We start from the raw sequence: 15667 nt of genomic DNA on the forward strand, positions 1-15667 counted from the left end.
AATATTGTTTTATGTTTGTTAGATGTATTTTTGTTTGTCAAATTATACAACCTGTGGGACATTTACCAACGGGCAGGTTGTGTTACTAGTGCTTCTTAGTGTTAAAATTAAACATTCACCACTTAGACACTTAGAACACTAAGTCTTTTGGGAATAACTCTATTTTACTAAAATCATACTTCCGGCTTTGAACGATTTGTTAGTTCTTAAAACGTAGAAATATACACCGCTCGGCCGATTTGTGGAAGAGAATTTTACACCATCATAAACACGCGCTTCCTGATACTCATCAACTAATGTTTCTATATGTTGACCTAATATATTATATACCTTCAGTGTAACATGCGAAGGTTCAAATATTTCATACTTGATCGAAGTTTCTATATTTTTTGTTGTAAAAAACGGATTAGGATAATTTTGGTAAAGAACAGGGGCTGGAATTTTGGGTGGAGTTGGTGGAATAACAGGTTCACCTGAGCCGCCGCCTGTTGTAGTTTTTAAGATAGTTCCGTTAAAACCACAAACCCAGCCAATATTTTCGTTTTCAAATTCTACTGCCAATAACGAATTTAATGTCGAGCTTTGAGATAAGAACCATTTTTTCCCACCATTAGTAGTTTTAAGAATAACTCCACCACTACCAACAATCCAGCCGGTAGTATCATTTACAAATTTAACCGAATAATAATTTGTTTTATTGGGAGCCGGACTCATCTGAAAGCTTTGAGCAGCGATAGAATCAATTATTAGGCAATCGCCGCCGCAGGTTGTTCGTAAAATTGTTTTGTTAGAACCTACGAACCAACCAGTGTCTTTATCGACAAAATAAACATCAAAAAGCTCGTTTTTCAATATTGAAACAATTCGTTTCCAACTTTCGCCGCCGTCGGTAGTTTTGTAAATCAAGCCCAATTTACCTACTGTCCAACCGATATTTGCATTTATAAAAAATACAGAATTCAGGTCGGTCGTGTCCTGAAGATTCTGAAGCGACCAGTTCCAGCCACCATCGGAAGATTTCAGGATCAATCCATTGTTGCCAACTGTCCAGTATGTTTCTGAAATATTAAAAACTGAGTTCAAATTCTGATTAGTCGGTTTCGGAAGTTCGCTCCACGAAACTCCGTTATCATACGTCCGCAATAAAACCCCATTATCTCCGACAATACAGCCGCTTAAAACTTGTTTATCCGGTGCAATGTTTAGAGCTACGGAGTTTAGGTTGACGTTCGTCGCTTTATGCAGTAACGTCCAATTGTCGCCGCTGTTGGTTGTCAGCATAATGGTTCCTGCTTCTCCAACAGCCCAACCCGTTGTAGTATCGTTAAAGAAAATATCTCGAATCTGTGTAGTATTCCCTCTCGAAATCAAATCCCAGTTAACTGCCGCATTTGTAGTTCTTCTTAAATCTACAAAACCGCTAAGTAACCATCCATTATTTGCATCAGCAAAAGAGATCGCTTTGATATTTTGATTTGCAGCTACGGTATCGGGAATCCAGGTTCCACCGCCGTTCGTAGTTTTAAACAAAACACCATTAGTTGTTGTAACATAACCTTTAGTTAGTGAAGTAAATTGGACATCGGTTCCGAGTGTGAGCCTGAATTGATTAACCCAATCTTTTCCGCCGTTCGTAGTTTTTAGAAAAACTAAATTGCCAATAACCCAGCCAATCGAATCGCTTACAAAATAAACGGATGCAAGGTCGTTGCGGGTTCCGCTCGGAATTGTATCCCAGGCAGTTCCACCGTTTGAAGTTTTTATAATTTTTCCGTCATCTCCAACAATGTATCCAGTCGTTACCGAAGGAAAGAAAATCTTTTTCAGTGATAATGAAGTTCCGGTTGTAACAACCGACCATGAATCGCCTCCAGTTGTAGTTTTGAGAAGAGTTCCACTCTCACCAACAGCCCACCCGGTATTTTCTGTAGAGAAAAATACATCGGTAAGTTTTTTATCAGTAGGAGTTTTTTGAAGGATAGGTTTTCCGCCCAAAGTTTTTTTTATAATCGTTCCTGAATCCCCTACTGAATATGTAATATTGTTTTTATGATATATTGCGCGAAGAGTTGTGGTTTTACCTGCTGACCGATATGAAATATCCCAATCAACGCCGCCGTTCGTTGTTTCCATTAGGGTAGCATTTGCACCGACCGCAACAAGCGACTGATTATTAATTGTAAATATATCGAAAAGTATATTCCCTTGTGGTAACGGGTTCTGCCACGTCCAATCTTGCTGAGAAAATATAACGAGGGGGAACAGAAGTGCGATAAAAATTTTGGATAGATATTTCACTAATTTAGTTATTGGTTGTTGTGGTTCGACAAGCTCACCACAAGGTTTTAAGTTATAGTTTTTCAGTCAATAGTTTTAGTTGCTAGTTCTCAGTTTACAAAACCATTAACTAACTGAAGTTACGCAAAAGAGTCATTCTGAACGAAGTGAAGAATCTGAAACCTCAAATTCAGGCTATTTTTTGACAAAAAGTCAATTCTGCGTAACTTCAGTTAACTGATAACTATATTTCAATTTAGTTATTGGTTGTTGTGGTTCGACAAGCTCACCACAAGGTTTTAAGTTATAGTTCTTCAGTCAATAGTTTTAGTTTTTAGCTTACAACTATAAAACTACAACCAGCAACTATTTAACCAAAACAAATAACTAATGACTAATAACTACTACTCATCTCAGCAGAAGCATCTTCCGCACTACATTAAACCTATTATTTGCGTCCTTAATTCTACAGAAATAAATACCTGAAGCTAAATTGGTTCCATCGAAGTAAACTGCATTTTTACCTTGATAAAATTCTATGTTATCAGCTAATGTTATTACTTCCTGTCCAAGAACGTTATATACTTTTATATTTACAATACTTTTTTCAGGCAAATCAAACTCGATTGTAGTAAACGGGTTGAACGGGTTGGGATAATTTTGTGCGAAAACCTCTTGTTGAGAAATTGCAATATTTTGTGTTGTGAAAGAACCGCTGCCGTATTTCAAAGTTACACCGTACAAACCTACAGCCCAAACATTTGCACTATCAATCGAAAATATATCGTATAAAGCACTCCGTATTGGCGAGGGGACATTTAACCATGTGCTTCCGCTGTTAGTAGTGGATAAAATTGTCCCAGACAAACCTACCGCCCAACCGTTTAAAGAGTCGGTAAAGGTTATGCTTTTTATTTCTCTAGTTGTACCTGACACTTGTGTGAGCCAATTAAAGCCACCGTTTGTTGTTTTTCTAATAGTACCACCTGACCCCACTGCCCAGCCGGTAGTAGGCGAAATAAAATGGAGTGAATTTAACTTCCGTGTAGTTCCAGATGGCTGAGCAACCCAGCTTTCGCCACTGTTTGTAGTTTTAAAAATTAGTCCGCTTGTACCTGTTACCCATCCAGTTTGGTTATTTACGAAATAAACATCATAAAAATTATTTGAAACTCTTGGCTTAGTCGTGTACCAGGTATCACCACCGTTAGTCGTTTTCCGGACATAACCGCTGCTGCCAACAACGAATCCGAGGTCATGGTTTAAGAAAAATATTTTATAAAAAGTTTTCGTCGAACCGCTCATCAAACGGTACCAATTTGTACCACCGTCTGTTGTTTTTTCAATTAAACCCGTTCTGCCGGCAATATATATTGTAGCAGAATCAACCATAAAAATTGAGTTTGCTTTTTTACCGGCCAAAGCCGTTTGAATAATCCAGTTTGAACCACCATTTGTACTTTTATAAACTATTCCGTAACGCCCTAATGCCCAGCCATTGCTGGGGTCGGAAAATTGAACAGCATACAAATTATCTCTATGTCCGTGCGAAAGTTGTACCCAATCTTCACCACCATTTGTTGTTTTAAGTATAGTTCCCCTTACACCTGCAACAAAACCTGTAGCAGAATCCAAAAATTTGACAGCATCAAGCCACTCAGTAGTTCCTGATGTCTGTGGAATCCAAGTAATCCCTTCATTGACAGTTTTCATAATTGTACCGTTTGAACCAACAGCCCATCCGGTTGTTGAATCGACAAAATCCACATCGTCTAACCAGGCATTTGTCCCTGAGTTTGCAGTTAACCAATTACTTCCACCATTAGTTGTCCGACGCATAGTGCCTTTTAAACCGACAGCAACACCTTTGTTTTGTGTAAAAAATTTTACGCTGGTTAGAATGTTTGTTGTTCCGGAACTTTGTGCATTCCAGACCGAACCACCGTTTGAAGTATAATAAATTTTGCCTGAATCGCCAACTGCCCAACCCCTTGAGCCATCAAGAAAATTGATCTCAAATAATCTGACGGGTGACAAGACAAATTGCGGAGACCAAATACTGCCACCATTACTCGTACGGATTATTAAACCATTCATACCACAAATCCAACCGGTATCCCTATTAATGAACATTGCGTCGAAAAAAGGAAAATTAGAATAAAACTGCACCCCGAGGTTTAATTTTGCCCAGTTATCGCCACCGTCAATAGTTTTTAAAATTTTACCTCCTAAACCGACAGCATATCCGTATAAACTATCTATCATGTCGATGTCGTATAAATCACCGCTTGTAAGTCCTAAACCAAACTTAACATCCCATGAATTACCGGAATCTGTTGTTTTCAGGATTGAAGAAGAGGCACCCGCAAAAAAAACATTTCTTTTAGAGGTTACATCAATTCCGTATATAGAAAAACCCGTTGGGTAAGGATTTTGCCAATACCAATATAAATCGGTGGGGGCGAACATATCTTCAACCATTTCCTCCATGGAACCATACGGAAAAGAAGAATCTAATGAATCCTCTATAAAGATTTCATCGTCAATATCTATACTGTCGGGTAGCTGTGCATTCAAGTTTCCATTAAGAAGTAGAAAAAACATGGCACTTATCCACATGAATAATATATATTTTAGTTTTATTATTAAGTATTTCATATTATAAACTCCTTTCGGGAGAAAAAATCTATTTTAACTCTTTAACTCTAAAAAAAACATCAACATACTCACTGCCCGGTTCACCGGTTAATTCAACCGTTTGCAATGCGGGCTCTGCAATAAAGCTCATACTTCGAAGATAATCATCGTTAAGTTTAACCAAGTAAGTTCCCTTAGGAATAGCAGGAAACTCAAATTCACCTAATGAATTTGTTTTAGTAACTTTTTCTAATTTATTTTTCCCTGTACCTATAGTTTGCCCTTCTTTAGTTAATATGACTGTTAAAGCTTGAACAGGGCTACCGCCAGTCGTTGTTACTGCCCCTTTTATAATACCGCCACTAACAATGGGAATATTCAAAGTTTTTAATTTATTTGGCTCTGCCCTCATGCTTATACCATCATAAAGTGGGACCCAAAAAGGTTCGTCTAAATCACGCATACGAACGCGAAAAACATAATCACGATAATATTCGCCGGAAGTTAAATAAGTTTCTTCATCGTATTCAGATGTTGGTGCACCACCAAAAGAGCCTAATCTTTCGGCAGTAACATGTACATTTTGAAAATATCGCTCGCTCTTATCTTTAATTCCATTGTAATTATCGTCATAAAATGAACGTGTCAGAAAATATCCTCGTCTGATGGGAGCTCTGCTTTGAAACAAAATGTCCCATGATTGAGTTGAACCAATTATCAAACCTGAGATATTTTGATTTAACGATATTCCACGGTTACTTCTTAAAGCGGTTGTTTGTGAACGGACAAAGGGGAGTTGGACACTCAGGTTAGCATAAACGAAAAACTCATGGTTTAGGAAATTGCGTTCGGCAAACAAATTGAATAAAAATATAGAAGAAAGCGGAATATTTAAACCGATGCTCGCATTAGTGAATCTGTTTATTTTATGGTCAAAACGTCCGTTCAATAATATTGATGAAAATGAGGTGGCGCGGACGGTAACACCTGCTCGACTTGTAAAAACTGTTGTCCCATATCCAATTTGCGTATATCTGGTAACTGCGTAATCAATAGAATGTGTTCTAAAATTTGCACCAAAACTTAAATTGAATCCAACCTCTTCACCGCTCTCCAGTATATTTCGTGTTACAATTCCATTAAAAAGAACAAATGGATAATTGGAATAGAGTGGAACCTGGAAAGTTAAATTATTTGAATATTTTATGTTCCGCGAATTAAGTACTTTATTTTTTGCATACAAATAATTTTGCAGACCAAAATCAATTTGATTCCATGTCTGCCAAAAGAGATTTATTTGAGATTTAATAAATGGCGAAAATTGCGCCGTTCCGTAGAAATTGTCAGTTAACCTTACCGTAGAAAATGTATAAGGGAAAAATTTATCTTTAAAATTTTTTCTTTCAGAATATTCTATTCCGGTTCCTAATGTAATTCGTTCCGTTGCCCCATATTGTACTTCGCCCGAACTATAAAGTGGATAACCTTTTATGCGTAATTTCCCAAATGCAAATCTATAATCGATTGTACCTGCAGGTAACATCGACGAAGGTATAATTACATATTTCCGGTTTATATATTCTTGTCCATATATATCGTATTTTCGTTCTATAATCTGATTATAACCAAAATAAAGATTAGAGGTTACGTTAAAAGAAGTATCTCGATCGGTAGAAAGGTATATTGGCGTCATTCCTAAAGGATAATAGGAGTATTCTTGATTAGCGCCTATTTCGGCAAAGGTCGTGATACTACCAAATTTTTGTCGCCTCTCCGGAGGTGTATTCGTAACGCTGACTCCCCAAAGATTACCTCCAACATTATAACTTCGCTGAATGTCGCCTAGTGTGATTAGTTGGACAAAACGGCTATTAAAAAAAGGAAATTTGATGTTTGCACGTATATCTCGTTTTTTAATAGTTTTAAAGATTTCTCCTTTAATTGAAGTTTCTAAATCACCACCGAAAACTTGTGCACCTCCTTTTAGATTGTATTTATAACGAAAATCTTCATTTGGGTTTTTTATTACCGATATATTATATCCTAAAGCGCCAGCATTAAATATATTGAAACTTTTTTCCAAATGTAATTCAGGTTCTGAATAAATTCTTTCTAATTGTCGTAGGTAATTTTTTTGCCGGGCTCTTTTTTGTAATTCCGGGAAATATTTATTGCTTTTTAGCATAATCTCTACTCGCCGGTCATCATACCTTATATCTAAACCAAATAACTCTCTATAAACCGTTTCTTCTAAAAATAAATCACGACTATTATTTATGATTTCATCATGAAACAAATCAATCTTTAGTTTTCGATACCGGGCAGTAAGGTTTTCTGTATCAATTTCGAAAGTAGAGTCCTTCGATATAAAATAACCTTTTAATATAGTTTTATCCGGGTTGGCATCTACCTTGATCCTGAGAATATTAAATAAAGAGATTATTGGAATAAATACTTTTTCATCTTTTTTTAAAATTTCAATTTCAAAATGACCTAATCTCTTTTCATAAATATTTACAAAAAGTGAATCAATATTCCCCCTTTGCGCAAAAATATAATTCGATAATAATAATAATACACAAAACTTTAAAATGATTAAAATGTCAGATTTTTTTAATCCCATTATTCAATATTGATACTATACTTCCACGTTTTAGGTTCAGATTTTATCACGTACTTACTTGCATCATCCATTCGTTTAGATTCAGCAACGGTTTTAACTATGTAAATCCCTTTGGGAAGATCGCTTATATCTATTTTTGAAGTAATTGTTATATCTTTATAAACCACTAAATTCTGGTCATACTTCTTTACAATTTTTCCCTTGCTATCGCCAAATTCAAAATGCATCCTCCCCCAGTAGGAACTGTTACCGAATCTTTGATATTTAGCCGTGAAAATCAATTCCTTTTTGGATATTCTAATATCTGGCTTGTCAATTATATCAACCGAAGTTGATACTTTTCCTTTCCGATAATGAATTGGAATAGATTGTTGATTTACGATTTCTAAACCGACTTGGGCTTGTTCTTGTTTATCCGTTAAGAGTTTTGGTTCCAATTTTGATGGTTTAGAAAAAATTGAAATGCGTGACCAATATTCATTATCTCTGAGCGTTGAGGGTGGCGCTACGATAACCCGAACGTATCGTTTTTCCGAAGGTTTTAGTAATAACCTATTCGGATATAATGTTGTCCACTCATCCAAAGACTGATCGTCAATGGTAATTTCCTCAGGTGTTTTTATGTATATATTGTTTGTATCATCCGATGTTACATAGCCGTACTTAATTTCGAGCCAAACTTCAATTTCTTTATCCGTTACATTCAATACATCAAACGATGTTGATCGTCGAGGCTCATCAATAAATAGTAAAGTTGGTGAAACTCTTACATTTGCCGTAGCAAAATTAATAACCGTGAAAAGAAAGGATATAATTATTAATGTTTTTTTTAGATTCATAAAATATTTTCACAGACGCTGATATTAAAAAGAGGTGCCTAAACTTTTGTTTCGACACCTCTTTGCTTATTAAACTACTACCGTATTATAAATTATTATAGTCCGGTATATGATACGTTTGCAACAATGACGCCAAAGAATTCTACTCCAGGAACTGCGGCGGGAACTGTAAGTGTCATTTCAGGGGCGAATAATGCATCGGCACCACCAAAACCAACATTTACTGTAAATGGAGCGTTTGGATTGAATGGAAGTGCATTTGCATAATCTGCACCTGGAACGAACCAAGCTTTTGGGAATGATACAGGTAACGCACCAAATTCACCAATTAAAGCTGAAGGTAGAATCATCGAGATGGTGATGGATGAACCGGGTGTTAAACCACCGAGTATAAATTCTGTCCATGCGCTTGGATCCGCAGGAGCTGTTGGATCTGTTAAGCTTACATATTTCCAAGCACCTTCTACTGCATCCAAATAAACCTGGTACGTATAACCACGGTTTAGATCTTCGAGTAAGAATTCAGCTGGGTCTAATGTGAAACCGTCTAATACTACAGCTCCAATCGGTGCCCAAGTTGTTGCACTACCAGTGGTTTGCGCACTTGTTAATCCTACGAATACTAGAACTAATAATAAGGAAAACATTAATTGTTTCATTTTGTAACTCCTTTAAATTTGTTATTTGTTTTTGTTAATTGTGTTAATTGTGGGTTAAGTGTTAATTAATTAATTGTGAATCTGTTAGTTTGTAATTTTAATATTATCATTTTTTTACTAAATGTCAAGTGTTTTTTCAATTTTTAAAAAATATTTTTTAAACTCTTCAAGCCATCCGGAGGCTGACCAAAAAGTCTGTTTTCTCGATACGTTCGCTTTGCGAACACTCGAAAACCGGCAAGATAAGCAGGTTCTCGAGTTCGATTTCGTAGAAATCGAGTAACGAGAGAACTTATTAGTCAACCTCACAGGGTGGGGTCATTTCATCAAGACCATTTTCTTCATAATCGCTGTTTTTGCACCGGTTTCTAAACCTTCGGCAGTCAAGCGATATATATATACGCCCGACGATAAGCTGCTTGCATCGAACGATACGTATTCAGGTCCGTAGCTTAATTCTTCTCGATTAATCAAAGTTGCCACTTCCTGACCCAACATATTGTAAACCTTTAATGTAACAATAGCATCTTCGGGTAAGCTGAACTCAATTGTTGTAGTCGGGTTGAACGGGTTTGGATAATTCTGGTTCAACACAAAATTTTCAGGAATTTCAACCGGTGAAGGTGTTGGATTGCTGATAGCTGCAAGTGTTCCGGGCCGTAAGAATGGAACTGAGGCTAATGCTTTTACACCACTTAATTTTAAGGTTGCTGCAAAACCGAGTGGCTTTGCAGTATCAATTGCGCCAGTGAAAGCACCATTAATTGCTGCCACCACGGCATTAAGATTTGCATAATCAAATGCAAGGTCTTCAATTGTCATCTTTGGGTCGGCTTCTATCGCAATAGTGTTCAACGTCTTTCCGTCTAAATCATTACCTGGATTATGGTATTTAAGTTCACCTAAACCATTCGGGATATAATTATTTGCACTTGCATTTAAGTTAAATTTAAATGCAATAAGGTTTGCCATTAACACGTTATTGTGTTTCGATTGGGGAGCTGCTTTTAATTCTTTAACCCAAGGCTTACCACCAAATAATAATAATGCACCTGGAGTTCCACTATGATTTACACCCTTTTCGTTAAGAGTTTTTAGCATATCTTTGAATGATAGCATCTTCAACTTGCCTGTGCCAATTGCAATACCGGCAGTTGGGAACATTTCAGCCACTACGTTGCCGTAGCTTGGCATCGGTAAACGGGGCATATTTAATGTAAATGCACTTCCCGGAGCTACACCCATTACAAGTTTAGCTGGTTTTAAAGCAGGCAACCACCAGTATTTACCTTTTTGTTGTTTACCTTTTGCAGCCCAGGCGTGAATTGTAACAACATCGCCCTCTGTTAAATCGGCTGGGAATGTATAATCAAATTTCTTTGCTGCATTATCAATTGCTGGTAATATTGTATAAGCGGTTGTTGCAACATCGTTTAACTTCACTACATGAGGAAATGAAAGAGGATTATTAAGTAAAGGACTGCCCCATTCGACATGCAATTTATTGAATGGCCCACCTGCAGGAACTGTGAAATTAACTGAAAATTCAACTTTATCGGCTTTGCGCTTTACAAGTTTTTGGAGTTTACCACCTGTCAGAGTAACTAATTCGTTTGCAGTAAATGTGCGGAACATTGTACCAGCACCGGCGTCGGCTTGAACAGGAATTACAGTAGAATAATCACCCGCATTGTGCGATAATGTAATATCTCCGTTGTAAGAACCACTGACTATTGGGGCGAATGATACTGTTAATTCGAAAGTTTCTGATGGAGCTACTACTTCGGGACCTACTGAGCTAATCGCAAATAAAGGATCAGAAGTTGAAATTTCATCTATGTTTAAATTACGATCGCCCGTATTTGTAACTGTGAAAACTTGTTGAGCTGTTAAACCGATTAAAACAGTTCCGAAATTTTTTGATGTAGGATCGACATTAATACCTGCGGCATTTGTTGTGCGAATTATTTTTAAAACAAATGGTTCATTGGAAAAAGGACCAGGTATAGTTATTGAAGTTTGTGTAAGCATATTGGCTACGTAGAGTCTTTCGGGATAAGGATCCGAGATACTTTCGTGTGTCATTATCTTTAAAAAGCCCGAACTGCTTGATAAACCTGCGGGCCACGATAACGTAACCGATCCATGTAATACACCGGTTTGCACTGTAACATTCCATGTATCTAATTGATCGCCTGAATGTTTAAGTCTGATATCAGAGAGAGAGCCCGCCAAAAGATAGCTGCCGGTAAAACGTGCGTCAAAAATGCCTTCATTGGGGGGAGGCATCGGAGGTAATTCTCTTTCTCTTGGAAATAAAATTGAATCGAGACCTGCTGTTGCAGATGGATGCAAACCAAAATCAAGAACAACACTGTTTACACCGTCTGATACAGTCAGATTAATAATGGGCTGAGCATTTACAGCTTGACCGAGGAAAAAAGCTAGAGTCAAAACACTCAACACGGAAAACATGATAATTTTTTTCATAATACCCTCACTTATTGTTGATAGTTATTATTGTTAGTTGATTATTTAATTAGTTTCATAAAGTTTTTATTTAGATACTGTCGGAAGGAGCAACCTTCCGACAGTATAAGATACTAATTATTTACTTTAACATCAAGGCTTTGCGGACAGCCGAGAAGCCATCGCTTGTCATTTTGATAAAGTAAACACCGCTCGGTGCAATGTGCCCTTGCGAGTTTTGACCGTTCCATTCAACTGAATGATATCCGGCATCTTTCATTCCGTCGAACAAAGTAGCTACTTTGCTGCCTAATATGTCGTAAACTGTTACTTCTACACGAGCATTTTTAGGCATTGCAAATTCGAACTTAGTCGAAGGGTTGAAAGGATTAGGATAGTTTTGACCTAACATAAACTCGGTCGGTAATCCTTTCGAGTCAATCGTCAAAATAATCGAAGAAGCTTGAAGAATTTGTTTGCTTCCCTTCTCGCCGCTTAACGAGATTGTCGATTGTTTTTTACCTTCGCTTGAATTTTCGACGAAGAAGCTGCGTGTGCGGTTAGCTAAATTCCAACTTATAGTTATTGGGTAAGCATCAGCATTAATGTTAATTGGATACTGAAGCGTTCCTTCGAACTGTGCAGGATAAGCTTCTACTAATCGTTGTGATGCGAATCGAACATCGAGAACTCCTGCCGGTGGACTTGGTGGTAATGTGTAATAAGCAACCGGGAAATTACCATCAGTGTTTTCACCGAAGTATAAAGTTTGGCTGTTATTGAATTTATCAGTTATTGTAATGCTGTTAAACTTGCTTAATTCGGCAAGCTCTGTTTCTTCCTTCGCTAATGTTGTAGCTTGAAGTTTTAATACACCAGCATTTTTAACTTTTATCCAATAACCAAAACCGGGACGAATTTGTGTTGCAGTTGCATAACCGCTGGCACCATATTCATAGTAAGGTGAAGAAATGTTATCGGCAGGTTCTGAAGTAATAGCTGAAACACTTGTAGGCTTAATTATCGAGCCAATCATATTCCAACCCGGGGTAACCGGGAATTCTGTTTCATACACAAATCCACCAAAAATCGAGAATGTTGAGGCAGCGGGGAATTTAAGCCAATAAGCAGGTCCTAATGTTAATGTCGTATCGATTGCGTACGCACCGCTGCGGTATGTGAATGCATTAGATGTCGCTGTTGGGAAAAGGTTTGTCTTGGAATCTGTTCTACGAACAGGTATCGAAACCATATTCCACCCTGTACGAACGCTTACTTCATCTGTCAAATCTGAGTCGAGGCAGATTGCACGCACTAAATTACGCAACACAATTCGATTGCTTGGACCCACAGGTTTCCACCAATAATCTTCTCTTAAAGCATGCCATGTATTGCCATAATTTTCCGAGAAGAAACTGCGATTGTTTGGATCGTAAATCTTATATGGCATTGGATAGTAATCGGTTCCTTGAGGGAAGCTTCTACCCGTTGTTTTTAATGCTGACCGTAAATAGTAAGATATTGTGACCCAAAAATCTTGTCCTGCAGTAAACAATAGTTCTTGGTCTATCGGGAAACTAACCCACTGCGAAGCTGATGTTCGGACGAAATAGGGAAAACCTTCCGGTGTATTAGGGAGATACGATTTACTCCATAGAATTGAGCCTGAACTACTGTCGTCGATGCCCGGATTTCGGACAGTCACCACAATTGAGTCAGCTAATGTATCTCTGAACGAAGTTGTGAAAACGACATCGGCGCTTAGTAAACGCGTGCTACGAGGTGCAGTAAACCGAACACCTGTAGTTAGGTCGTATCTAGCACTATCTACAGCCCAGTTGGTATCATGAGTATCATTAGAATCATCGTATGCAATTGCGAAAGAATTACTCTGATGTGCTCGTAATTTCATTGAGATTGTATCATTGGTATAGTTGATATCACCAGTTAATGTGGGCCATACTTTTAAATCGTATGTACCAATTGCGGTTGGTGTTAAATTTAATTTAAGCACTTCTTTTTTGTTATAGGCAAGTCCTGCGGGTCGACTGAGAAATTCGATTGGACCATCATTAATCGAATATCGTAACAAATATGCACCAGAGGTTGGATCGCCACCTACGTTTGCTACTTTAGTCTCCCAATTTATAACTGGAATATATGGAGTACCAGTAGTTTTAGGTTGAATAGTCGGGTTTATTTGAGCCACATACTCAAGAGCTAAATCTTTCCTCGGGAGTATAGAAATTACCTTTTTACCATCATTTGTTGAAGGGTCTTCATCACCAGTGTAGAATATGCAAACGAATACTGTGGTATCACGGGATGCAAATTTAGGTATGAATAGAGTGCTAAATTTTAAATATGCATATTTACCACCAAGTCCACCCCATACCGGATTAAACACTTGTTTTACACCATCATTCTCATTAACAGGAAGTGAATTACCCTTAAATGTAATTGTAACTGTACTTGGATTAGCTTCTAGTCCATCGTTCTTGATAATAACTTTAACCGATTCAGGAACATCAACAGCATGTAACTGCTCTTCGGTATAGTTAACAAGATCAACATTGATTACTATCAAATCTTTTGTTGGTATGTAATCGGTATTAAGCCTCATAAATTTAAAAGCATTTTTGGATACAGGTCTTGAATCGCCATCCGGTACAACTATGTTACGTCCTGGAACTCGATCTTCTTGGAATCCAAAATACATCCAACTTGAATCGTTAATAATTGGATTAAAATTGGAAATTGTTACATAACGTTCATCTAAATCACTTGTGCGGGTTAAATTTTTAACATCCGCCCATGTGAAGCCACCGTCATCGGAATATGTATAGATAACATCGCTATAATTAAAGCCTTTACTATCTGTAACACCCTGCATAAAGGCATCACAGAGTACAAATAACCTTGTTCCGGTAGCACTTTTTGAAATTGCAGGAAATGTGAAGGATAAGAAATGGCCGGATTGTGAATATTTCATTGTCTTTGCTAAAAACGGGAAATTAACAGAATCGATAACGATTCGACTTGTTCTTGATTCACTATCCCAGATTCTGATTCTTGATGAGGCATAAGATATACTCGTACCGACAAATCCTGCACCCATAGAAACGATGTATAGTTTTTCGCCAACATAGCTCATGTCGAAACCAGTAAAGCCAACATATCCATTTACTTCCTTAGAAATTGAATCTTGTGGTCCCCACGTAACACCATTATCGTTAGATTCTTTGAAATAAATAGTATAGGTATCGGATGTACCTGGACTTCCGAACCAACCGAGAGCAACTTTGCCACCCGGACTTACTGCCATAGCCGGTCTGGCACCGCCCGATAATGTATCAATTGGAGTCCAAGCTTCAAATGTATTAACATTAAAGGTGGTTACGTAAACTCCACCTGGTGGGTTTTGTCTTCCGGCAAGAACAACATTATTTCCGTTTGCAGCAACCTTAACCATAGGCCAGATTGCCGAATTAGTAGGAAATTCATATTGTGCATACCTTGCATCACCAAAACCACCGAATAATAATTGTTGTAAACTGATGGTTGTGGCAAGTGGATTTTCTTCGTCGAGTGGAGTAGGATGAGTAGCATGGTTTACGACGTTGGTTAGATAAACGCCACCCACATTTTCAATTGTCATTTGTGGATATCCGGAACGAGGGAAGGGACCAATATTCAATATTTCAGGTGTCGTACCCCATGTTTCACCCCCATCGCTTGAAAAATTATATGCCGTTCTCCTTGATGCATTAATAACGACGGTGGAACCGGAATCGGTAGCAACCATCATTATTGCATGAACCTGATTTGGGTCGTTAGGGCTTACCTCTAAATAATCTATCGCACCTCCATTTGATTGATAATCCCAATATCCGGTTATCCCCGTAAAAACACCACGGCCACTTGGCGGTGCGAAATAATCAGGCATAACTTTCTTTGGGGCGTTTTTCATCACAGGATATTTAAAATTATCGTTTACAGGTCCTTGATCGATAAGATCTGATTGAGGAACTATTCGCATTACATCCTGCGAAAAAGCCATTCCTGTTAATATTAGAACAGCCATTACACTGAGAACAATTTTAAGCATGTTCACTCTTCCTTTCATTTGTTTTTAATTATTAGTTATTAATTAATTGTAGTAA

7 protein-coding genes are annotated in these 15667 nt (G+C 37.6%); all 7 read right to left on the reverse strand.

Annotated elements, in window-relative coordinates:
* Positions 1 to 159: 159 nt before the first annotated feature.
* The 7 genes from QME58_01965 to QME58_01995 all read right to left on the reverse strand — a co-directional run bounded on the left by QME58_01965 (position 160) and on the right by QME58_01995 (position 15612).
* Complete coding sequence (locus tag QME58_01965; GenBank protein ID MDI6802596.1) at positions 160 to 2298, reverse strand: YCF48-related protein; 2139 nt, start codon at positions 2296 to 2298, stop codon at positions 160 to 162.
* A 387-nt stretch (positions 2299 to 2685) separates the two neighbouring features.
* The gene (locus QME58_01970; GenBank protein MDI6802597.1) at positions 2686 to 4935 is read right to left on the reverse strand and encodes a YCF48-related protein; all 2250 of its coding nucleotides are present in this window, start codon (positions 4933 to 4935) and stop codon (positions 2686 to 2688) included.
* A 28-nt stretch (positions 4936 to 4963) separates the two neighbouring features.
* Positions 4964 to 7537 carry a carboxypeptidase-like regulatory domain-containing protein gene (locus QME58_01975; protein MDI6802598.1) on the reverse strand — a complete coding sequence of 858 codons (2574 nt, stop codon included), beginning with the start codon at positions 7535 to 7537 and terminating at the stop codon, positions 4964 to 4966.
* Positions 7537 to 8376: a hypothetical protein gene (locus QME58_01980; GenBank protein MDI6802599.1), complete on the reverse strand. Its 840-nt coding sequence runs from the start codon at positions 8374 to 8376 to the stop codon at positions 7537 to 7539. The genes QME58_01975 and QME58_01980 overlap by 1 nt, the downstream gene beginning before the upstream one ends.
* Positions 8377 to 8471: 95 nt before the next feature.
* Complete coding sequence (locus QME58_01985) at positions 8472 to 9035, reverse strand: hypothetical protein (GenBank protein ID MDI6802600.1); 564 nt, start codon at positions 9033 to 9035, stop codon at positions 8472 to 8474.
* Between the two features lie 318 nt (positions 9036 to 9353).
* The gene (locus tag QME58_01990) at positions 9354 to 11525 is read right to left on the reverse strand and encodes a choice-of-anchor D domain-containing protein (protein MDI6802601.1); all 2172 of its coding nucleotides are present in this window, start codon (positions 11523 to 11525) and stop codon (positions 9354 to 9356) included.
* A 121-nt stretch (positions 11526 to 11646) separates the two neighbouring features.
* Positions 11647 to 15612, reverse strand: a complete 3966-nt coding sequence (locus tag QME58_01995) for a FlgD immunoglobulin-like domain containing protein (GenBank protein MDI6802602.1) — start codon at positions 15610 to 15612, stop codon at positions 11647 to 11649.
* Between the last annotated feature and the right edge of the window lie 55 nt (positions 15613 to 15667).

The organism is Bacteroidota bacterium (assembly GCA_030017895.1).
In the GTDB taxonomy this organism is placed as follows: Bacteria; Bacteroidota; Ignavibacteria; order UBA10030; family BY39; genus JASEGV01.